Source organism: Arthrobacter sp. ov407 (genome assembly GCF_900102895.1).
Taxonomy (GTDB): Bacteria; Actinomycetota; Actinomycetes; order Actinomycetales; family Micrococcaceae; genus Arthrobacter.
The window spans coordinates 59970-80367 of sequence record NZ_FNGD01000006.1 but is presented as its reverse complement, the minus strand read 5'-3'; the positions used below and the strand labels follow the sequence as shown (position 1 = coordinate 80367).

Below are 20398 nucleotides of genomic sequence, written 5' to 3'. Positions count from 1 at the left end.
TCTGTCGGCGGCAGCCTGGGTTGCCGCCGCGGGGTGGTGTTGGGTGGGAGCCGGAGGCGTCAGAGACGGACCGTGTTGGTGAGCGTGCCGATGCCCTCGACCTCGGTGCTGACGACGTCGCCGTCGCGCAGGAAGCGCGGCGGAATGGCGCCCATGCCGACGCCGCCGGGGGTGCCGGTGAGGACGACGTCGCCGGGGCTCAGCCTGGTGAAGGTGGAGATATAGGACAGCAGGGCGGCCGCGGTGAAGACGAGTGTCTTGGTGCTGCCGTTCTGGACCTCCTCGCCGTTGACCAGGCAACGGACCCGAACGCCGGCTTCGGGGTCACATTCGTCCGGAGTCACAAGCACGGGTCCCAGCGGGGTGGTGCGGTCGAAGGCCTTGCCCTGGAACCACTGCAGGGTGCGGCTCTGCCAGTCGCGCATGGAGATATCGTTCGCCACGGTGTAGCCGGCGATCGCGGCGGAGGCTTCCTCCGGCGAGGCATTCTTGAGCTGGGCGCCAACGACGACCGCCAGTTCCGCCTCCCAGTCCAGCCGGGCGCCGTGCCCCGCGGCGTCGATGACGTCGCCGTCGCCGATCAGGGTGTCCGCGTACTTGGCGAACAGGGTGGGGTATTCGGGCAGCTCCCGGCCCATTTCCGCAATGTGGTCCGCGTAGTTCAGGCCACAGCAGATGACCTTGGACGGGCGCGGCAGCACGGTGCCGAACCGGGCGGCGTCTACGGGGATGGAGTCGCCCGGGATGCCGCCAGCGGTTTCCGCGGCGGCAACGGCAGCGGCTGCCTCCTCCCGCCAGCCGGCGCTTCCCAGCAGTTCGCTGAGGTCCTGTGCGGCCAGCAGCACAAACCGGTCCCCCGACTGCACGGCGGCGCGGGTGGCAGGACCGCCCTTGGCGTCGCGGACTGCCGTAATAACGGTCGCAAGGCGCATGTTTCTTCACTTCCGGTTCGACGGCGAAACCGGCGCCTTTGCCGATTCCGGTGACGTGTCCAGTGCGCCATCCCCCAGCGGGTATGTCGACATTTTTACGGTCGTCACATATGCTCAAGTTAACACGGATTCACCGGTTTGGGTAGACCCGGCCGCTGCTCCGAATCCGGCCACCGGCCCGACGCCCGTCCGACGCCGACCGGCCCGCAGTTACGCTCGCATTCACCAAAGCACCGCCGACTCAATGAGGAGCCACCATGAACCACAAGGTCATCAACCCCGCAGCCCTGGCCAAGCCCTCCGGCTTCGCCCACGGCATCCTGGCCGGCAACACCGTGTACTTGGGCGGCCAGACGGCCATGGACAGCAACGGCAAGATTGTTCCCGGCGGCATCGTGGAGCAGTTCCGCCAGTGCTTCTCCAACGTCCTCACCACGCTGGCCGAGGCCGGGGGCATGCCCTCGGACCTGGTCAACGTCACCATCTACCTGACCGACGTCGAGGACTACCAGAAGAACGGCCGCGAAATCGGGCGGATCTGGCGCGAGATGGCGGGCACCGACTATCCCGCGATGGCCGGCGTCGGCGTCACACGGCTCTGGCAGGACGAGGCGCTGATCGAGATCCAGGCCATCGCCGTCGTGTCGGGCCAGGGCTAGGACTACTGGGCAGTCCCGGAACTCCCGGAGGTCCCCAGCAGCCGCTCGGAATGCTGCCGGGCCGGGCCGTTCAGGAGACGGTGCAGTTCCGCGAAGATCCGCTCCGCGGTCAACCCGTGCCAGCCTGGCGGCAGGAACTCCTCGGGCAGGCCGGGATCCAGATAGGGCAGCCGGCGCCACTGGGTGAGGAGCTGGACGTAGTCCGCGAAGGCCGCCCGGTCGGCGTCGGGCCCGGACGCCGACGCGGCCGCGGATTCCCAGCGTTCCAGCACCGGAGCGAAGCGTTCGATGAATTCCGCGTAAAGCGATTCCAGGGCCGGCAGGTCCCACCATCGGGAAACTTTGTCCTTGACGTCCTCGGCGGTCAGGTGCTCCGCCTTGAAGAACTCCACGTATTCCGTCAGCCCTGTCCGCTCGAGCTGGTGCCTGATGTCCTCATAGGTGTTGCCCGGGGCAATCCAGAGCCCCGGGGTCACAGAACCGAAGCCCATACGGGTCAGCATGCTGCGCAGCTGGTGGCGAAGGTGGCGCTGCGATTCCGGGACGGAGAAGGCGATGAGGAGCCAGCGGTCCGCCGCCGTCGCACGCCGGGGCGAAAAGATGCGGCGGTCGCCCTCCTGGAAGACATCCTCCAGGTTGGGGGCCAGCCGGTAGGCGGCCACGCCGCCCAGCTTGACACTCTCCAGCACACCGCGGCGCTTGAGCCGGGACACGGAAGAGCGCACCCCGGAAGACTCGACGCCAAGGTCATCCAGCATGGAAATAAGCACCGAGACGGGCAGGGCGCCGCCGTTGGAGCGCCCGTACAGGCCGTAGATCGTGACGATTAGCTGCTGGTGCCGCGGGGTCAACCGGGGAACGGCGCTTCCGGTGGCAGGCTCGGCATCCAGCTCGGCGTCGAGTGGCGGCGCTGGGTCTTCTACCACCGTCGGCCTTCCCTGGGGAGAACAGTCATGGATCTAGGCTATAGAGGTCTGCGCGCCCCGACGGCCATGACGCTCCGCGAACTGTTGCCGTGCCGCGTCCGGCCGCGGGCGTTCCAGACCTTGGGCTGGTCCGGGCTACAAGCTCAGGCCGTAACGGAGACCGACCGGAACTCCACCGCGTCCTCGCCGTCATAGGCCTTGCACAGCATCAGGTAGCCACCCCTGTAGGTGTTGTCGGCGGCCGATAGGGATTGTCCTCCGCTGTCCAGACGCGAGCACCGAATCTCCTCCGGGGTCACGGTCACGGAAAACTTGAGCCATTGCCCTCCCTGGGGTGCGGCTGTGTTCAATGCGGCGACCACCTCTGAGGTGGCGCCGTTCGCGCTGCGCCGGTATAGCTCAAGCTTTCCGGCGTCGTTGATCAGCAGGTGATAGCCACCCGATGTCCCGGGAACATTGGGGCGGTACGGCCGGTCGTCGTGAAGGCCGAAGGCGATGCCTGCTTGTGCTTCACCCGGCGGGACACGGCCCGGCCACCGCACATCGAAGGTGATTGAATAGTTGTCCGAGGGAACCGGACAAAGCGACCCCATGGAATAGCTGAAGTCCGATCCGTCATCCAGCTCGATGGACCCGGCGCCTGCCAGCAGCTTTGGCTGTAAGTCCCAGCCAATGGTCCAAGGCAGGTCACCGGCGCTCCGGTTGCCGGAGGCAAAGGTGTCAGAGGTAAGTAGCGCCACGTCGTTAGTGACGTACGGAACGTTTGAACACATAAGTCCCCGGACGCCCAAGGCCTGCAGCCGGTCTCGCATCCACCGTGTGTGGACTTCCCAGGCAATGACTGGCTTTCCGTACACCATCAATGCGGTCACTTCGGCGTCGGTCGCCGCTTGATACACGCCTAGGAAATCGAGATTCGGCGCGTATTTGTCGTAGGTGGCGCTGCTTCCGTCCATGAAATATCCCCATGTCTTGTACCCGCGGGCGGCGGCCTCCACACGAGTTTTGGACGAGGCTGGCTGTTTCCAGACAAAATGATTTTTGGAATCCGGGTAGCTATCCATAAGGTCTAGCAACGCCTTGGTATTGGTCGCCTGTTTGTCCTCGATGAAAATAACATGCGTGGCAGCATGAGCATCAAGGACATCCTTCAGCCGAGGAATAGGCTGCGGCTGTGAGGCCGGTCCCAGCCACTGCCTGGCGTCATTGCGGAGTCCTGAGAGCGTCGCATACGTCTGCTTCGAAATTTCCAGATCGTGCCCGGTCAACTCCAGAGTGTTGGTGTCATGATGGCAGACCAGAACGCCGTCCGCCGTCGCGCACACCGAAATTTCGATGGCCTTGACACCGAAGGCAATCGCCGACGAATATGCCAGGGCGGTATGTTCTGGCCAGTTATCTCCGGATCCGCGATGCGCAATGTAAAAAGGAGTGGTTCCAAGCAGGCTCTCAATAGTGTATTTCCTGATGGGAGCAGGGCTGGGCGGTTGTTCGCTGCAGGCAGTAAGCGCGAGGGACGCTGTCGACAAAAGCAGGAATTCCCGGCGTGAAGCAGCTGCGAATCTACCTGTCATGGGCATGCGGCGGGCTGGACTCTTGGCCAACACATCACCTCTCGATTGTTATCTGCCATGTAATCAACCGCTTCGGCCGCTACCATTCGGGCGTGCCGGTCAAACGTGTTCGCCGGCTCTGGGATGCGAGGCTGAAGTTGTATAGGGTGTATCGTACTCGCCCCCCCGCTAAGGCATCGGGTGTTACGGCATATCAATTCCCGACGATCGGAGTACGGGTGAATTCCGCTTTCCTCACCGCGTTCGGAGCGCGCCGGGCACAGGAGTCATCTGCGGGCCGCCGCGTCCGCAGCGTTTTGGTGGCCCACCCGAGTCCTGAACTCTACGGTTCAGACCGAGTCTTACTCGAAAGTGTCAAAGCGCTTGTGGCCGGCGGAATCGTAGTGACGGTGGCATTACCCTCGGCTGGCCCGCTGATGCAGAAGATCGAAGCGAGCGGGGCCACCGTGGCCATCTGCCCAACCCCTGTTCTGCGCAAAAGCATCTTGAAGCCAAGGGGCTTCGCCTTGTTCGTCGTCCAGAGTGCCAAGGGAATGTCGGCCGGCCTGCGCTTGATGAGAAGCTGCAACCCTGACGTCGTCTACGTCAACACCGTTACGATTCCACTATGGTCCGTCCTCGCGAGGCTGTCCGGGAAGCCGGTTCTCACTCATGTGCATGAAGCGGAAGGCTCTGCGCCCAGGGCCCTCAAGTTTCTGCTGGCGGCGCCCCTCCTACTTTCCACATCGATCATTGCCAACAGCAAATACAGTGCCTCGGTACTGACGTCTGCTGTTCGTCGGCTGTCTGTTCGTACCGCGGTGGTATACAACGGGGTCCCGGGACCACCCTGCCCTGATACGCCGCGCACAGAACTCACGCAGCCTGTTCGGCTTCTCTACGTGGGACGACTTTCGTGGCGCAAGGGAGTGGACGTGGCTATCAGCGCCCTGAGTGTTGTCAACAGGCAAAGTGTGAAGGCTTCCCTCAGTATCGTTGGGGGTGTTTTTCCTGGCTATGAGTGGTACGAGAGCGAATTACGCCAACACGTGGAAGACCTTGGCCTAGAAGAGGCCGTGACCTTCCATGGATTCGCGCCTGACATCTGGCCCTGCATCGCGCGGGCCGACATTGTCCTCGTGCCATCCAGACTCGATGAACCATTTGGAAATACTGCCGTTGAAGCCCTGCTCGCCGCCCGGCCGGTCATTGTCAGTGACACGTCCGGTCTTCGCGAAGCGGCCGGCAACTACCCGAGCGCCCAGATGGTTCCCCCCGGCGACGCAGCGGCGCTGGCCGGGGCCATTGAGCGCGTAATCGACGACTGGGCGAGCTACCGGGATCATGCGCAGTCCGACGCAGTTAAAGCCTTCGACCGGCACAGTTCGGAAAGCTACGGCGCGCGCATTCGAGCCGAGTTGAGGTCCGTCGTTCGGTAAACCGGGCTACTTTGGCAGGTTTCCGTCCATGGACAGCACGAAACCCCGGGACGCGGCTGCGGAACCACCGCTGACGGGGCGGCCCTGGGCCTCTGACCTTCTCGACAGAATGAGGCCGACCGCCAGTGCCATGGTCGGCACGGATGGGTACATCGGGCTGAAACACATATTCCATAGAGTAAAGATGGCCAGAAATAGCACGAGGCCGCTGGCCTGCCTCCGTGCTACCGATGTCCCTATCCAACGGATCACCAGGGTTAGAATCACCAGCGCCAAGATCGCGCCACCGATGCCAAAGAGCACCCACATGTCCCCTATGACCGAATGCAATTCAAAGAACTTTCCAAACATGTACTTTTCCACATACCCGTTGTTGGGCTCATAGTGGAGCCCCGCCATGCCCGTCTTCGCCACCATAATATCGTCCAGCGATGGCGTGATTCCCAAACCGAAACCCCACGGCTGGGACTGAAACAATGCGGCGGTCGCAGCCATTTCAGGTCGCGCTCCCAGCAAGAGCGAGCCTGTCAACGAGATCTGTTCGATAGAGCGGTCTTTAGCGTTGGCGCCAAGGTAACCCTCTACCAATAAGCTCGTTCCCAGGTTGTATACCACAAGGATCATGCTGGCAAAAAGCAGCAAAGTCTTGGCCGCTCCGCGCCGGAGAGTCTTGCCCCGCGGAATCAGCTGCCAAATGACTGTCACTAACGTCAGCATCAGCATGCCAAATAAAGAGCGTGCGTCATTCAGACCAGACAAGAGCGCCAGACCTAGAAGCGCACTCATTTCCATGAAGCGCTGGCCCCGATCCCATCTGCGGCTGGCATAACTTACCAATGACAGCACGAGGATGATCGAAGGGATGGCATAACCGAACTTCCAGAGGTTCTCCGCTGCCCGCCCAGTTCCGGAAACTCCGAGAAACAATCCCGCCCCGAACCCGAGTCCCACCAGCCAATCAGGCATCAACGTTCGAGCCCAAAGTACCGCCCCAATGGAAAGCAAAAGAAAGCAGAGGGTGACCGCGTTATTGAAGTAGCTAACTCGGTCGAGTTGATGGTCCAGGGCGCTGAAACCGGACAAAAATACGCCCATGACGAGTGCGATCGCGCCCAGCGCTATGACGCTCCTCGCCCGCCGGTAGAATCGCAGGCTGAACAACCAGACCGGGCAGAGTGCGAGGGCGGCAACGTCACCAAGGGTCAATAACTGGTTAATCTCCTGCCGCATGCCCAATAAGACCAGCAGAACGAAAGCTACAACGGACGTTGCCCGCTTCCAGCGCAAAGCCGTTTCCTTCTCCGGAAGTTGCGCCGAGTCAATAGCACTGCGGAACGGGCCGCGTGCTCGGATATCCGCCATTTTGTGGCTACGACCCTGTCGCCACGCCCGCGGGGTCGCTATGGCCCTCGGGAAGGTGCATGCCTGCGGAGCTGGCAGGGGCCATTTGCCCTTCGCGTGCAACCGCCCGTCGACCGCCCGGGACGTAGCCGTAAGAATGGTCGTTGCGGGGCGCCTTTACACCGTTGAGCACCATTCCCAGCACGTGGCCGTTGACCCCCTCGATCGCGTCCAAGGCCGAGCCCAGCAAACCCCGCCTAGTGGCGTATGCCCGGGTCACAAGCACAGCGCCATCGGTGATCCGGGAGAGCGGCAGCGTGTCCGTTACCGGAAGCAGCGGGGCAGAGTCGATAACGACTATGTCGTATTCCGCCGTGCAGGTCCGAATAAGTGCGGCCATGGCCTCGGAGCTAATCAGTTGGTTAGGGTTTGGCGGCACCGTGCCGGACGGCAGGATGTCGATCCCGCTCCAGGTCACAATGACGTCCCTCAGTTCGGCGGTGCCAGCCAATACCTTGCTGAGGCCCGCGGCCCCCTCAATCTGACAGTAGTGGGCAATCCGCGGCTGCCGCAGATCGGCATCTACGAGTAGAACACGGTCAAACTTCTCGCTCAAGGCGAGGGCCAAGTTAACCGCAGTCAAGCTCTTCCCTTCTCCCTCGACGGCGGATGTCACCACAACCGAATGCACGGTCGCATCCGGATTGATGTATTCAAGATTCGCCGCCACCCTTCTGTAGGCTTCCGCCGAGCGTCCGTGCGGGGCAATTCTCATAATGATCGCGTCGGGACTGGAGCGACGCGGGCGGGTCGGTATTGTGCCGAGAAGGGGAAGGTCGGTTACCCGCCTGAGGTCTTTCAACGATTTAATTCGCGTGTCCAACAGTTCGCCGCCCAGGGCGTAGATAGCCGCGAGCACCAATCCTATGACTGCCCCGGTCAGGGTCAGGAGCTTGGTATTAGGGGCGAACGGGAACTTGGGCGCCTGAGCCTCAGCGACTTGCTGCATGGCGACCGCTGGTGTGCCCGCAGCAGTTTTCGGTGAAATTCCCTGGACTGTGGATGCCAGGGAATCAGTAACGGCATTGGCGATTAGGGCCGCCTGCTCTGGTGACGAATCCGTAACAGTAATTTCGATCAAGACTGTATTCAGCGGGGCGCTAGCCGCAACGGAATCGGCCAACAGCTCCGGGGTAGTGGTCAGCCGCAGGCGGAGAATGACAGGTTCCAGCACAGAGGGCAACCTTGCAAGTTCCGCATACGACTGGATGAGATTTTGAGTGTAGGTCGATCCCTGCACCAATTCCGACGGCGTCGCACCTCGCTGCGTGGAAACAAAAATACTACTACTTGCCTTGTACATCGGAGGCGTGCTTCGGGCATACCCGAATCCAGCGGCGCCACCCAAGAGTGTCAGTACGAACAAGAGCACCCAACACCGCTTCAGCGCTCCCAAGTACTCCGAAAAATCCATCCGCCCCCCAGCCTCTCCTTGGGTACCCATGGCCAACAGTATCCGCGACGCTGCCGTATTTGCATACATTTCGCGAAACGGGCACGCAGATGACTTTTCGTCCTGCATTTGGTGACCGACCAGACGCGTTACCGAGCCGTAGCGCAACTTGGGTAAAGGCAACGCGACTGCTCCAGGTCGACTCACCGGTTGGTGGAAGCCGTCTTTCGGCCTATCTTGGAATCCAGTCATGGTTCATTGCTATCCGGGAAGCGGGGTCAAATGTCCACAATCCTCGTTGTGTGTACCGGAAACGTATGCCGGTCACCTTTGGCCGAAGCTATTCTCCGAGGACATCCGGGCCTCGACGGTCTAATCGTCCAGAGCGCGGGCACCGGGGCCATTCCTGACCACTCAATGTGCGAACACGCCTCGGCTATGACAGGCCGCGGAGGCGCCCCGGGCGCTCACCGTGCGCAGGTCCTTACTGCCGAGCTGGTCGACGACTCGGACCTTATCCTTGTAGCCGCCTACGGGCACCGGGCCGCCGTCGCTCAGTTGCGTCCGATGGCCAGGCAGAAAACCTTCACACTAAAGGAGGCCAGCGCCTTCATACGGAGCGTGGTTGCCGCGGGGGTGCCGAGCCCCCAGGGCGGACCGGGAGCCGTGGAGAAGGCCGTGGGTTCGATTGTCCGGCAAATGAATGACATGCGAGGAGCCGGCAAGCTGGTCGCCCCTAAGCCATCCTTCGCCATTTTCCCGCGCCGGCATTCAGATTTCACCGCCCATGCGGAAATAGCGGACGGTCATTGGGGAAATGAGCGCGCGCACCGGAAGACACTGGAGGAAGTGGCCCTCGCGAGTCAAGCTATCGGTTCGAGCCTAGCGGGACTTTTGGGCGTCCCGCATTAACCGGAGGCCGTCCCACGTTCCCATAGCGGCTGCGCGTAACGGCGGCAGCGGCCGGAGGAACTGCCGTCGACCCCCACGCAGGAGAATGTCGCGGGCCGCGCGGACCGCCGTGCGCTTCCACGCACGTTGGACGTCAGGTCCGAGGTTCAGGCCCGCAAACAGCAACCTATTGCGGGCGTTGTAGTAGTAGTAGATAGCCGACTTGGCCCGGTTTGCAGGGTTTGCCGCCGCATCCGGGTGGGTGCCCCCTTCGTCGTGCACGGCCGGTGCGCCGTGCACGACCCGGATTTGGGCGCCAGCGGCCAGAACCCGGTATGAGAGGTCCACGTCTTCCCAATACAAGAAATATCGTTCATCGAAGCCGCCCACTTTTTGCCACAATTCGTGGCTGATCATCAGGCAGGCACCTGTAAGCCAGGGAACATTCCGTTCCTGCGCGGCCGCGGAGTTCTTTCGGCTCGCCCTGGTTGAGCCATCGTTCAGGTCCAGGTCGGAGCCATCAAACCAGATCGCACCGTCGGGTCGGAAAATCTTCGGCGCCAGCAGCGTCATGGGCTCCGCGTTTGCTTCGACCCGCAGCGAGCGAAAACTCTCCGCGTTGAGCGCGGCATCCGGATTCAACAGCAGAAAGAACCGGGCACCTGCCTGATAGGCCTTGGCTACGCCCAGGTTCATACCTCCGCCAAAACCCACGTTTGTAGAAGGCAGCACGGTCAACCACCCGCGACGCTCCGCCAATCTCACGACTGCTTCCCGCTCCGGGACGTCCGAGAAGCTATCCACGATGACGACTCTTGCATCTGGTGAGTGCTCGGAAACAGGTACGAGATTTCTTTCCAGGAGCTCATGGGAGCCATAGTTCACCACCACAATTGCCACCGGCGGAAGTTCGGAAGGCGTCATAGGGGAAGACTATCCTTTGGCCCAGAAGTGGCCTAGTAATTCAAGGTCGTTGTGAGAGGATACGTCCAAGCCCCATGCGTAATGGATTTCAATGCTGCTCATTCGACGAGGTGTTGACTATTGAACAGTTCACTGGCTGTCTTGCAGTCTTTCCCTGTGCCGCGTTCCACGACCAACCCCTACCTCGTTCAACTGGCCCGCGGGCTGCGGAAGCTGCCCGGCGTGACCGTGGTGAATTTCAGTTGGCGCGTGGCGCTCCTCGGAAAATACGACGTCTTCCACGTTCACTGGCCCGAGATTTTGGTCAGTGGACACAGTCCGCTGAAGAAACTCGTTCGGCAGGTGCTCACCCTGGCTCTGCTGTGCCGGCTCGCTCTGACCAAGACCCCCATCGTGCGGACCATTCACAACATCGAACTGCCGAAGGACATCTCCGTCCTTGAAGTATTGCTGTTGCGTCTGGTCGACCGCCGAACCACGCTTTATATTCGACTGAACTCAGAAACGCCTCTGCCCACGGACCGGCCCAGCACCATAATTCCTCATGGCCACTATCGTGACTGGTTCCACGACTTTCCGAAGACGGAAAAGATACCCGGCCGAATCGGATACGTCGGCCTGATCCGGCGGTACAAGGGCGTTGAGGACCTGATCCAGGCCTTTCGAGAGACGACGAAAGCCCACCCCGAGCTATCACTTCGGTTGGGAGGCAATCCCTCTACACCGGAACTCGGGGAAAAGATAGCGGCCTTGTCGCGGGGCGACGCCCGGATTCGCCTGAATTTGGATTATGTCTCCGATGCAGAACTCGTTGACACCATTACCAGTTCAGAGCTCGTGGTCCTCCCCTACCGATTCATGCATAATTCGGGGGGAGCGCTGGCCGCCCTGTCGTTGGATCGACCTGTCCTGGTTCCCGCCAATGAAGTCAACCAGGCGCTGTCCGAGGAGGTAGGTCCGGGCTGGGTATTTCAGTACACCGGCGCGCTGACGCCTGAGAGCATCCTCCGAACCCTAGCCTCCCTTGCAGCGCAGGGCCCACGCACTCGTCCGGACCTTCGCAGGCGCGACTGGCACGAGGGTTCGTTGGCACACAAAGAAGCCTATGAACAGGCACTGGCTCCTGACGCTGGGCACGCCACTGTGCTCGAGAAGGCGGTGCGCCCATGAAGCCGCAGACGCTTCTCGTTGCAGTGCTGACGTACCGGCGGCCCACCACGCTCAAGCGAGGCCTGGCAACCATGCTCGAGCACGTGACGGAACTCGCCCAGGACACAAACAGGTCAATTTCGCCCAGTATCGTTGTTATTGACAATGATCCCGCGGAAAGCGCCAAGGACACTGTTCTTGCCTTCAATTCGGAATTGATCCGATACGTGGCCGAACCAATGCCCGGCATATCAGCTGGCCGAAATCGGGCATTGGACGAAGCTGCACACCATGATTTGCTTGCCTTCATCGATGACGACGAGGAGCCGCAAGAACTTTGGCTCGAGCCGCTGTTGGACACGTGGCGAAAATCCCGCCCGGCCGCCGTCATGGGACGGGTGGTCTCGCAGTTTGAAGCTGACCTTGACCCGTGGATCGCCGCTGGTTCCTTCTTCCGTCGGCGGAGGATGCCCACGGGGACGGTGATACCCGCGGCAGCCGCAGGTAATCTGCTCCTCGACATGCACCAGGTCCGGAAGGCCGGTGTACGTTTCAACAACAGTTTCGGCCTCACGGGCGGCGAGGACACTCTTTTCAGTCGGCTGCTCGTGCAGGCGGGCGGAACGATCCTTTGGTGCGACGAATCCGTGGCCACTGATTTTGTCCCCGCGGACCGCACCACCCGTGAATGGGTGCTCCGGAGAGCGTGGAGTCACGGAAATTCAGCCGCATTGGTCGACATCCATTCGGCGCAGAGGGCCATGCAGAAAGGGACGGCCCGCCTGAGATCGGTTTTGCGCGGCGTGCTGCGCATGTGCGGCGGTTCGCTGCGCTTCGGGTTCGGGATGATCGCCGATTCCCCCCGCCATCAGGCCCGGGGGTTGCGCACCGCTTATCGCGGGGCCGGCATGCTGGCCGGAGGGGTCGGGGTCGCCTATCGTGAGTACGCTCGCGAAGCACGTCTGCACTCCTGGTGGAAGCGGCGAGCTGTCCAGCGGACGTGGGGTAGCAGATGAAGCAGGTGCGGCGAGTCCTGGGCCGGGTGGTTAAGCCCGTAATCCGATCCCATTCCGGTTTTGTCGGCTCCGTAGTGGCCGTCGACACGGCGGTTCCGAGGATTGTCCTGACGTATGACGACGGCCCGGAGCCTGGCGGGACGGACAACATCCTGAAGGTACTCGATGACAGGCAACTTACCGCTACTTTTTTCGTCCTGCTCAGCCGAGCGCGGCGTCATCCCGGCCTGCTGGCCGAGGTCGCCGCCGCCGGTCACGAAATCGCACTCCACGGACTTGATCATCAACGGCTCACCGGCTTTTCCTCCCGCGAGGTCGAGCAAAGGACCAAGGATGGGCGGGCGGAACTCGAAGACCTGACCGGGTCGCAGGTCGACTGGATCCGTCCCCCCTATGGTCGCCAGACACTGGCCACATGGTGCGCCGTAAAGTCCGCTGGGCTTATGCCCGTCATGTGGGGAACGACCAGCTGGGATTCCAGGGTGGCCTCGCAGGCGGATCGTGTCCGCCAGGCCATGGCCGGGGCGCGTCCAGGAGCCATCCTGCTCGCCCACGACGGCCACGCCGGTCCGGCGGACGGCGTCGACGACGGCCCCTCTCCGTCGGTGGACAGGGGAGACCTTACGGCCCGCATTCTCGATGCCTGCGCTGACGCCGGCCTGGGCGCGTGGGCGCTGAAGGAAGCCCTGAAACACGGAACTCCTGTGCTCGCGGCGTGGTTCAAACGGTAAACCAGGAAAGTGGAGGTGGGTTGAAGCTATGGCCATGACACGGATGAAACTAAGACGCGCCCGCCTTTACGAGTCCATCCGCACCGCGCACCTTGAACGGGCCCACCAGCTGGCACCGGCGGCGATACTATATCGCGGGCGACGCTATGACTTTGATGCGGATCTTGCACACGGGCTGGAGCTTATCGAGGCCGGCCCCCTTAAGGCGGCAGTAATCCTGGCCCGCTCCAGACTGACTGCTTTGGAGATCAATGAGCCGCTGATGCTGTCCAGTCTGCCGGCCACGGCGATCGCGCTGCTGGCGCTGGCCGTCCGGAGGCTGCTCGGAGGCAAACGAGTCCTAGTCGTCAGTTATGCGATCGGAAACACCGATCCGTATGCACACCGGCGTAACCCCACGTGGAAGTCAACACTGCGCAAGAAAATCGAGCGTGGCCTCGCGGCCATGGTCTGGAAACGGGTGGATCGGATGGCGTTCGGCACGGCGGCGGCCCGGGAAACCTACCGCGCGCTGTTGCCGTCGTCGACCCGCCGGAAAGAGGTTGTCATCCCGGCCCTTCCCGCAGCCTGTTCCTGTCAGCATGGAGTGGTCGGGGACCGCCATCGCGTGCTCTTTCTGGGGGACCTTTCCGAACGCAAGGGATTTCCCTTGCTGCTGGCAGCCTGGCCGGCAGTTCGCCGCGAGAATCCCACTGCCCGCCTGACAATTATCGGCAAAGGCGCTCTGGCCCAGGAGGCACAGGCCAGCGCTGCCGCGGACAGGACCATCGATGTCGTCATCGACCCTCCTAGGGACGAAATCCACCGCCAGTTGCGGCGGGCTCAGGTCCTGGTTCTCCCCTCGCAGTCCACGCCGATCTGGCGGGAGCAGGTGGGGCTCCCCATCGTCGAAGGCTTGGCACACGGCTGTTCCATAGTCACCACCACCGAGACAGGGCTGGCGTCGTGGCTGGCAGGGCACCGCCATTCCGTGTTGGCACCGGGATGTTCCGCGGTCGAGTTGGCCGAAGCGATTAGGCACCAATTAGACATGGCCACCCCGCGAAGCCAGGTCACCGCCACCCTCCCCGAGCAGGACGGACGCCTCGCGGCCGATTCATGGCTCTTCGAGACGGATGCGGTCGCCATTGCTAAATGACCGGAAGACCAAAAAGACCGGTTCAGGGGAGCGAAGAGGCCCGCCAAGGACGTCGACCGTTGTGGGCGGGGCAGCTCTCGCCAAGATAGTGGTCATGGGATCCTCGGGCTTACTGGCAGTGCTGACAAGCCGCCTCATCATCGCCCAATTCGGCACGGAGGCGTATGCCCAGTACGGCCTCCTGGCCTCCTTTCCGTCCCTCCTGCCGTTCGCGGACCTCGGGATCGCGGCGGTAGTCATCAACGCCGTGGCGGGTTCAAAGGAGGTCCGCAGGGATGAAGAAGTTGGCCGGACGCTGGTCACCGCTGTGCGCATTCTGTCTGTTTCCGGACTGACCATTATCGCCTTGGCCGGCCTCGTCACACTTCTTGACGGCTGGCCGACATTGCTGGGCAACGGTCTGGCCGTACCGGAGGGAAGCACGGCAGCCTTTATCTGCCTTGGGATTTTTGGGGCCTTCATGCCACTGGTGGTGGGTCAACGCATCTTGGTGGGCCTGGGGCGCACGACCAGCCAAGTCGCGGCCCAGGCGGTGGTTGCGCCCTTCATGCTGTTGAGCGTGCTAGCCGTATCGGCACTGTCGCTGCCGGCCGGGAACTTCTTGGCTGTCTTCTCCTTCTTGGGTAACAGCCTGGTTTCAGCAGTGTGCCTCGTACTGGCTAGCCGGCATGTGCGGCCGCAACTTGGACTCGCCTTCCGCCGGGTCCTGAAGCCCCGGGTTTACCCGGGCGTACCGGCCTTCGGCCTGGCGTGGCCCGTGATCATTCAGATGACGGCGTTGCCCATCGCCATGCAGACTGATCGGCTGCTTTTGAGCCATCTCACCACAGGCGACGAACTTGCCCAGTACAACCTCGCCTCGCAGCTCTTCGGCTTGGTCCTGCAGACTATTGCCGCGGCTGGAGTGGCGCTGTGGCCAATCTACGCCCGGGCGAGAGCGGAGGGCAGGGTCGAGTCGCCGGCGCTGCCCACAGTCTGGTTCGTTATCGGCGGCCTATGCCTCGCCGGAGGACTCGCTGCCTTGTCGCCCTGGCTCGCCGCCTTCATCTCCGAGGGACAAATCGCCTTGGACCCGTGGCTGGTTGCCGGGTTCGTGCTTTTTGTCACCCTTCAGGCAGCGAAGTATCCCATCGGTATGTACATGACCGACCAGCGCGGGCTGTGGTTCCAAGTCGTTCCGATTCTCATTCTGGTACCGCTGAACCTCGGGATTTCCTGGTTCCTCATCGGCCTGCTGGGCGCCGGGGGCCCGGTGATCGGCTCAGCAATCTCCGTCGCCCTCTGCCAGGTGATCCCCAACTTTTGGTACGTGCGACGGGATCTGAAGCGGCAACGACAGCCCTCGGAGACGCAACTGGAAGGGGTCAATAAATGAAAAAGAGCATCTCTGTCCTGTACCCACCAGAGCGCGACCTCAAGGCTTGGGCGCAACGGAACCAACAACTGGAAGTCCCCAGTCGTTGGCCGTATGGACTCGAGGCGCTGTCCAAGCCTCCTGCGGACGTCGAGGCGAGAAATTTGCGGGTCGCCACTTTGCCCCAGAAGCTCGCGGCCCGGGCCCTTCCGGTGCGGCTGCGCGCCCAGCGGGCCGTGGCTGGAGACATTGGTGTCACATGGGACGAAAATGCGGCCCGGTTGATGGTGGCCGCCGAGCCGCGCCGGCACATGTACTCGGGTGTGATCTGGCTTCCCGATTCCGTCATTGCCGACCCTCACGGCCCCCACCAAAGAATCTGTGCCGCCCTCCGGCAGATGAGGAAACTGTGGGTTCTAAGCCGCGCGCAGCTTGAGCCACTCCGGCGGGTCCTGGGGAAGGGCTGCCCGCCTATCGAGTTCGTGAAGTTTGGAGTAGACAAGGAGTTCTTTGCCGCCCAGCCATATCCGGAGCGCCCATTGGTGCTCAGCATCGGTGGCGACCGGCACCGTGATCCGGCTACGCTCTTCCGCGCACTCCAAGGGGTTCACGAGCGGTTTCCTTTCGCCGAGATCATTGTGCAGAGCGCCTCCCCGCTTCCCGCTCCCCCCGGGGTGGAGAAGGTCAAACATGTGAGCCACCGTCAGCTGCGGGAACTTTATGCCCGTGCGAGCGTCGTTGCCGTCGCCACGGCCAACAACCTGCACGCCTCCGGAATGACAGTCAGCCTGGAAGCCATGGCCACCGGCCGTCCGATCGTAATGACCCGCACGCCGGGCATCGAGGATTACATCAACGACGGCGTGTCAGGATTCCTGACGCCGCAGGGGGACCATAAGGCCCTGGCCGCGGCGGTAGCCCGGCTTTTGGAGCAGCCGCAGCTTGCGCACCAGATGGGACTCGCAGGACAACGGGAGGTCGCGGACGGCATGACCACCGCCCATTTAGCCCGCCGCATCTCCGAGATCATCGACCTCTAGGTGCAGCCGTGCCAGCCGGGGCAGGCTTTAACGCACGGCCTGCCCCGGCACTGAAGAAAAGCTACGGACGAGATGCCGCAGAGCGAGATGCTTGAGTGCCCGGCGACAACTCCATCCGGTCAGAACCGGCCGACGACCATGCTGCCAGCTGGCTTACCGATGGCCTTGGCAACGTCCTGCGGAAGCGGAACGGCGATGGACGCCGATTTCGACGCCAGGGCGGCCATTTGACCGATCGGAAGGCTGCCGTCCGTTATGGCGTTCTTCCACCCGGTCCCCTTAGCCGCGGCTAGAGCGCTAGGCGTCTCGTACCGCACGAGCGTGCTCCCATCATTACCACCCCAGGCAACCATGCACGGGTCCGTGAGGGCAACACGTTTGTTGAAGAGGTTGCCTGTAATGGAAACATTCATATTGTCCACGGGAATCCTAGTCGCTTTGTCCAGCGCGTAGAACTGAAATCTCCCGCCATTACCGAACACATTGTTAGAAATTGCGATATTGCGTGTCAGCCAAGGAACCGTCGGATCAACCGCGGGCTGCCGAGGATCCTGTCCGGCGAAACTCGCTATTGCCTGCCGGCGCTCATCCTGACTCAAGCTGATGCCAAACAGGCTGTTTCCACCCACGTTGTTGTTGAAAATCTTGACGTTTCCGGTGTCGAAAATCAGTATGCCGGTTTCCTGACCGTTGGTTTCGTTGTTCGCAACGATGGCCGTGTCTGAGAGCTCCAACTGGATTCCTGTATATCCGTTTGAGGAGGAAATATTGTTGGATACGTTGGCGTTATACACGGACTCATCCAGCCAAATCCCGCTACTCTTCTGGTTGTTACTCGTATCGTTATTCACAATCGTGACGCCACGCGAGCGGGTTACCTTTATACCACCGGCTACCGGCGCGGGCTTGAACCCCGCCGTATTATTGAACGTGACAATCGAGTCTCGGATCACTAATCCGTAGGCTGCATTGACGCCCATGCCCAACATGCCGTTGCGCTGCACGGTAACCCGTTCGGCGACGCTGTCATTGTTGTGGATCGCGAGGCCCGTCATGGCGTTGTCGACCACCACGAGGTCTCGGGCGGCGGCGGATGCTGCGGCCAAGACAACGGTGGCGCTTCCGGGCGCGTCGTAGGACGTGGCATAGCGCCGGACGCCGATGCCTTGCAGCGTCGTCTTGGTGGCAGGTGAGTAGACGGCCTGACCAAGATTACTGGCCCGCACTTCGTGGCCGGCCGGATCGCTGCCTAGCCTGATCGTGTTGGCTGCATTGTCGACAAAGAATGTTCCTGCCACAACCTGTGCAGCAGACCCGACCTGTTTGAGCTGAACGCCGTCCAGGAAGACCTGGTCCGGCCGGGCTGCCATGGGCTCGGCGGGATTCACAAACCTGGGGTTGTTAGCCACTCCATCCATAGAGCTTGAAAATTCGTGCGTCCATCCCGAGGTGACCCAGGATGAGCCGGATTTCTGCCAAGAAGTCACGGGCACCGATCCATCCAACCAGACGGCTTCTTTCGGGTACGACTGAATGGTCAATGACTTTTGGAACGGTACGTTGATCGACTCGTTGTAGGTGCCCTGACGCAACACAATGGTCTGTCCGGATTTAGCTTTGGCAACGGCGCCGTTGAGCGTCTTCAATGGGGCACCCTGGGTGCCGGCAGAACTGTCCGAGCCCTTGGCGACGTCGACATAGAGTGCATCCGCAGGCGCCGCATATGCGGTCGATCCGACGGCTGCTGCTCCACGGGCCGGCGCCGGAGCGGGCGCAGGTGCCGGAGCGGGCGCAGGTGCCGGAGCGGGCGCAGGTGCCGGAGCGGGCGCGGGCGCGGGCGCAGGTGCCGGAGCGGGCGCAGGTGCCGGAGCGGGCGCAGGTGCCGGAGCGGGCGCGGGCGCAGGTGCCGGTGCCGGTGCCGGTGCCGGAGCGGGCGCAGGCGCAGGAGCGGGGTTTGCGACAGCGCTGAAATCATCCATGACTGTGGTGACAGGCGAGGAGTTGCCGCTGGACATATATTCCCAAATGCCGACGGATCCGGCGCCGGCGATCCGGGCCGCGGAGGAGTCCGTGACAGAGAGTTGCCACGCCGGGGCGGTGCTGCCTGCAACCCACGCACGTCCCTGAATCGCGACCGGCGATGTTCCAGTGGCCCTATATTGGATGTTGATCTTCTGATTGGCGCTCATTACGTTAGGCAACTGCACTTTGCCCAATCCAACGTCCGCACCGTTGGCCTCCCTGGAGACGGCAAGGAATAGCTTGCCCCCGCTCATCACTTCCAAGCGCCCGCGGTATGCGGCACCAGATGCTTGCCGTCGGAATGAGAGGGCGTGGTAGAGGCCGAATTGGCTCGATGGAACGACAGGTAGGCTCAACGTCCCCTGGACGTCGACATCGGCAGCCGAGACATAGGGAAGGGCGGCAGCCATTGATTGCCCAGGTGGCAGCCCGTTTACCCTCGCGGCACCGTTCGTGGTGGTGAGGCTGACTTTGGAGGGATTGTAAACCTCGTAGGCGCCTCCGACCTCGGAGATACCCCATCCTGCCAGTGAGGTCCGAGCATAGGAGTCGCGGACAACCACGGAAGAGGGGCCCGCGGCGCTTGCTGCCGGCGCGATGCCGGCCACGGCCATAACAAGTGTTGCGGCTCCTGTCGCTGGAGCAAGAAATTTCCTTCGCCAGCTAAAACCGGGTGGATTTTCTGTGTTTTTGCACATCAAAGAGGGGCTCCTCTGGGTAGTGGCAGCCATGGCGAGTTTGTTTTTTTGTTTCACGGACTCGCGGGCTTTTTGTATTTTCAATACGCGAGACGCATTTTCGAGTCGCCTTCAGACGAGTCCCCCCAGCAGGACCCAGTGACACAGCTCCGAGACGAATTTGCGGATACGTGAAAATGGACTTCTGATGCAAAACGATAGGCTACATGCTGAAGCACTCTCGATCAATGCTGCTGCCCAGCAGAAACTCACCGCCAAGCCCGCCACGGAGCCGAAAATTGGTGTGAAAACGACAACGGCTGGTCCGGGCACCCTTGGGTACCCGGACCAGCCGTCCGCTACGAGCGGCTAAGCCGGTGCATCACTCTGGCCGCCTGGTCACCCATTCCTTGAGGGTGAGCGTGACCGGACCATTTGTTGCCGAAGCAGAAAGGTACGTTATTAGCCCTACTGATCCAGCGGTTTGCAGTGCCGGGGTGGCGTCCGTCGCCGTGACTTGCCAGGCTGTGGGCTCCGAGTCGACGGCTTTCCATACCTTGGACTGGAGGACAGTCGGCGAGGTTCCGGACACCTGCAGCCGCACTTGTAGTTCCATACCCGCGGTGTACACCAGGTTGGGAACGAGAACGTTTCTGAGGCTGGTCTCGGTGCTTCCGACAGCCGACTTCAGCTCCAACGTCATCGCTCCCGACTTCGTAATCCAGACCTTGCTGAAATAACTCCCGACGCCGGCGACTCGGCGGCCGATCACTGTCGTAAAGAAACCGCCTCCGTCCGCTTGTTTGTCCAGCGAGATCCTGAACTGGGTATCGGATGACGTGGACGAGACAGATCCGAGGATGGCCGAGAGCTGGACGCTTTTCCCTGTGACCAGCTTGGCGCTCCCATTGCTCACCGCGAAGCTAGTGTTGCCTCCCGCGAGGGTCCAGCTGCCACCAATGTCAGCGTTGCCCAACCCGTTGGCTACAGTCCGGTTAAAACCATCCTGTGCCAGCGGAGCAGCCGTCGCCGTGACCGTCACCGGCTTCGTCACCGAACCCGTGCCGCCCTGGTTATCCGTCACCGTCAGCTTCACCTGGAACGTGCCCGCCGCAGCATACGTGTGCGAAGGAGCCACACCCGAACCCGCCGC

The 20398-nt window shown here is 62.1% G+C and carries 18 protein-coding genes and 1 pseudogene; 10 read left to right on the top strand and 9 right to left on the bottom strand.

What is annotated here, in order from left to right; all coding sequences use genetic code 11:
* Nucleotides 1-59 precede the first annotated feature (59 nt).
* On the bottom strand, nucleotides 60-932 hold the full coding sequence (locus BLS42_RS09260; RefSeq protein WP_090579877.1) for a fumarylacetoacetate hydrolase family protein: 873 nt from the start codon (nucleotides 930-932) through the stop codon (nucleotides 60-62).
* A 257-nt stretch (nucleotides 933-1189) separates the two neighbouring features.
* On the opposite strand from BLS42_RS09260, the gene BLS42_RS09255 reads away from it, so the two are divergent.
* Complete coding sequence (locus BLS42_RS09255) at nucleotides 1190-1591, top strand: RidA family protein (protein WP_090579874.1); 402 nt, start codon at nucleotides 1190-1192, stop codon at nucleotides 1589-1591.
* A gap of 2 nt (nucleotides 1592-1593) precedes the next feature.
* On the opposite strand, the gene BLS42_RS09250 is transcribed toward BLS42_RS09255, so the two are convergent.
* Complete coding sequence (locus BLS42_RS09250) at nucleotides 1594-2517, bottom strand: PaaX family transcriptional regulator (RefSeq protein ID WP_256336361.1); 924 nt, start codon at nucleotides 2515-2517, stop codon at nucleotides 1594-1596.
* Between the two features lie 143 nt (nucleotides 2518-2660).
* Nucleotides 2661-4097: a glycerophosphodiester phosphodiesterase gene (locus tag BLS42_RS09245; protein ID WP_090579871.1), complete on the bottom strand. Its 1437-nt coding sequence runs from the start codon at nucleotides 4095-4097 to the stop codon at nucleotides 2661-2663.
* 212 nt (nucleotides 4098-4309) lie between these two features.
* Between BLS42_RS09245 and BLS42_RS09240 the strand changes: the two genes are divergently transcribed.
* Complete coding sequence (locus BLS42_RS09240) at nucleotides 4310-5509, top strand: glycosyltransferase family 4 protein (RefSeq protein WP_090579865.1); 1200 nt, start codon at nucleotides 4310-4312, stop codon at nucleotides 5507-5509.
* Between the two features lie 6 nt (nucleotides 5510-5515).
* Here BLS42_RS09240 and BLS42_RS09235 read toward each other — a convergent pair whose 3' ends face one another.
* Nucleotides 5516-6871, bottom strand: coding sequence for a hypothetical protein (locus BLS42_RS09235; protein ID WP_143019169.1), 1356 nt, complete (start codon nucleotides 6869-6871; stop codon nucleotides 5516-5518).
* A 7-nt stretch (nucleotides 6872-6878) separates the two neighbouring features.
* Entirely contained in the window at nucleotides 6879-8555 is a 1677-nt protein-coding gene (locus BLS42_RS09230; RefSeq protein ID WP_090579859.1) for a tyrosine-protein kinase domain-containing protein, read from the bottom strand.
* Between the two features lie 30 nt (nucleotides 8556-8585).
* Between BLS42_RS09230 and BLS42_RS09225 the strand changes: the two genes are divergently transcribed.
* Entirely contained in the window at nucleotides 8586-9215 is a 630-nt protein-coding gene (locus BLS42_RS09225) for an arsenate reductase/protein-tyrosine-phosphatase family protein (protein ID WP_090579856.1), read from the top strand.
* Here the strand turns inward: BLS42_RS09225 and BLS42_RS09220 are convergent.
* Nucleotides 9186-10118, bottom strand: a complete 933-nt coding sequence (locus tag BLS42_RS09220; RefSeq protein ID WP_090579852.1) for a glycosyltransferase family 2 protein — start codon at nucleotides 10116-10118, stop codon at nucleotides 9186-9188. The two genes, BLS42_RS09225 and BLS42_RS09220, sit on opposite strands and share 30 nt — an antisense overlap.
* 120 nt (nucleotides 10119-10238) lie before the next feature.
* Here BLS42_RS09220 and BLS42_RS09215 point away from each other — a divergent pair, with 120 nt between their 5' ends.
* From BLS42_RS09215 to BLS42_RS09190, 6 genes are all read left to right on the top strand, one after another.
* Nucleotides 10239-11288 carry a glycosyltransferase gene (locus BLS42_RS09215; RefSeq protein ID WP_143019168.1) on the top strand — a complete coding sequence of 350 codons (1050 nt, stop codon included), beginning with the start codon at nucleotides 10239-10241 and terminating at the stop codon, nucleotides 11286-11288.
* A complete protein-coding gene (locus BLS42_RS09210) occupies nucleotides 11285-12283 on the top strand; it encodes a glycosyltransferase family 2 protein (protein ID WP_090579847.1) in 999 nt (332 codons plus the stop codon). The genes BLS42_RS09215 and BLS42_RS09210 overlap by 4 nt, the downstream gene beginning before the upstream one ends.
* Entirely contained in the window at nucleotides 12280-13014 is a 735-nt protein-coding gene (locus BLS42_RS09205) for a polysaccharide deacetylase family protein (RefSeq protein WP_090579844.1), read from the top strand. Before BLS42_RS09210 ends, BLS42_RS09205 begins: the two co-directional genes overlap by 4 nt.
* A 34-nt stretch (nucleotides 13015-13048) precedes the next feature.
* Nucleotides 13049-14152 (top strand): glycosyltransferase family 4 protein, encoded by a 1104-nt coding sequence (locus tag BLS42_RS09200; RefSeq protein ID WP_256336358.1) that lies wholly within the window; start codon nucleotides 13049-13051, stop codon nucleotides 14150-14152.
* Between the two features lie 61 nt (nucleotides 14153-14213).
* A complete protein-coding gene (locus tag BLS42_RS09195; protein ID WP_090579840.1) occupies nucleotides 14214-15527 on the top strand; it encodes a lipopolysaccharide biosynthesis protein in 1314 nt (437 codons plus the stop codon).
* Complete coding sequence (locus BLS42_RS09190) at nucleotides 15524-16546, top strand: glycosyltransferase family 4 protein (protein ID WP_090579837.1); 1023 nt, start codon at nucleotides 15524-15526, stop codon at nucleotides 16544-16546. Before BLS42_RS09195 ends, BLS42_RS09190 begins: the two co-directional genes overlap by 4 nt.
* Nucleotides 16547-16665: 119 nt before the next feature.
* Here BLS42_RS09190 and BLS42_RS20570 read toward each other — a convergent pair whose 3' ends face one another.
* Together BLS42_RS20570 and BLS42_RS20565 are read right to left on the bottom strand one after the other, a co-directional pair.
* Nucleotides 16666-17916: a right-handed parallel beta-helix repeat-containing protein gene (locus tag BLS42_RS20570; protein ID WP_371129552.1), complete on the bottom strand. Its 1251-nt coding sequence runs from the start codon at nucleotides 17914-17916 to the stop codon at nucleotides 16666-16668.
* 201 nt (nucleotides 17917-18117) lie between these two features.
* Nucleotides 18118-18219, bottom strand: a pseudogene (locus tag BLS42_RS20565) (DUF1565 domain-containing protein); the annotation flags it as partial.
* Between the two features lie 50 nt (nucleotides 18220-18269).
* Between BLS42_RS20565 and BLS42_RS20200 the strand changes: the two are divergent.
* Nucleotides 18270-18515 (top strand): hypothetical protein, encoded by a 246-nt coding sequence (locus BLS42_RS20200; RefSeq protein ID WP_176803310.1) that lies wholly within the window; start codon nucleotides 18270-18272, stop codon nucleotides 18513-18515.
* Nucleotides 18516-19627: 1112 nt separating this feature from the next.
* Here BLS42_RS20200 and BLS42_RS09175 read toward each other — a convergent pair.
* Nucleotides 19628-20398, bottom strand: a 771-nt coding sequence (locus BLS42_RS09175; RefSeq protein WP_256336357.1) for a PKD domain-containing protein, incomplete at its 5' end; no start/stop codon positions are given.

Excerpts from the sequence above, each read along its gene's own strand:
- BLS42_RS09210 (WP_090579847.1), top strand. The coding sequence starts at position 11,285 with ATGAAGCCGCAGACGCTTCTCGTTGCAGTGCTGACGTACCGGCGGCCC.
- BLS42_RS20570 (WP_371129552.1), bottom strand. The coding sequence starts at position 17,916 with ATGGCAGCCCGGCCGGACCAGGTCTTCCTGGACGGCGTTCAGCTCAAA.
- BLS42_RS09225 (WP_090579856.1), top strand. The coding sequence starts at position 8,586 with ATGTCCACAATCCTCGTTGTGTGTACCGGAAACGTATGCCGGTCACCT.
- BLS42_RS09220 (WP_090579852.1), bottom strand. The coding sequence starts at position 10,118 with ATGACGCCTTCCGAACTTCCGCCGGTGGCAATTGTGGTGGTGAACTAT.
- BLS42_RS09230 (WP_090579859.1), bottom strand. The coding sequence starts at position 8,555 with ATGACTGGATTCCAAGATAGGCCGAAAGACGGCTTCCACCAACCGGTG.
- BLS42_RS09245 (WP_090579871.1), bottom strand. The coding sequence starts at position 4,097 with ATGCCCATGACAGGTAGATTCGCAGCTGCTTCACGCCGGGAATTCCTG.
- BLS42_RS20200 (WP_176803310.1), top strand. The coding sequence starts at position 18,270 with ATGCGGTCGATCCGACGGCTGCTGCTCCACGGGCCGGCGCCGGAGCGG.
- BLS42_RS09260 (WP_090579877.1), bottom strand. The coding sequence starts at position 932 with ATGCGCCTTGCGACCGTTATTACGGCAGTCCGCGACGCCAAGGGCGGT.
- BLS42_RS09235 (WP_143019169.1), bottom strand. The coding sequence starts at position 6,871 with ATGGCGGATATCCGAGCACGCGGCCCGTTCCGCAGTGCTATTGACTCG.
- BLS42_RS09200 (WP_256336358.1), top strand. The coding sequence starts at position 13,049 with ATGACACGGATGAAACTAAGACGCGCCCGCCTTTACGAGTCCATCCGC.
- BLS42_RS09190 (WP_090579837.1), top strand. The coding sequence starts at position 15,524 with ATGAAAAAGAGCATCTCTGTCCTGTACCCACCAGAGCGCGACCTCAAG.
- BLS42_RS09205 (WP_090579844.1), top strand. The coding sequence starts at position 12,280 with ATGAAGCAGGTGCGGCGAGTCCTGGGCCGGGTGGTTAAGCCCGTAATC.
- BLS42_RS09255 (WP_090579874.1), top strand. The coding sequence starts at position 1,190 with ATGAACCACAAGGTCATCAACCCCGCAGCCCTGGCCAAGCCCTCCGGC.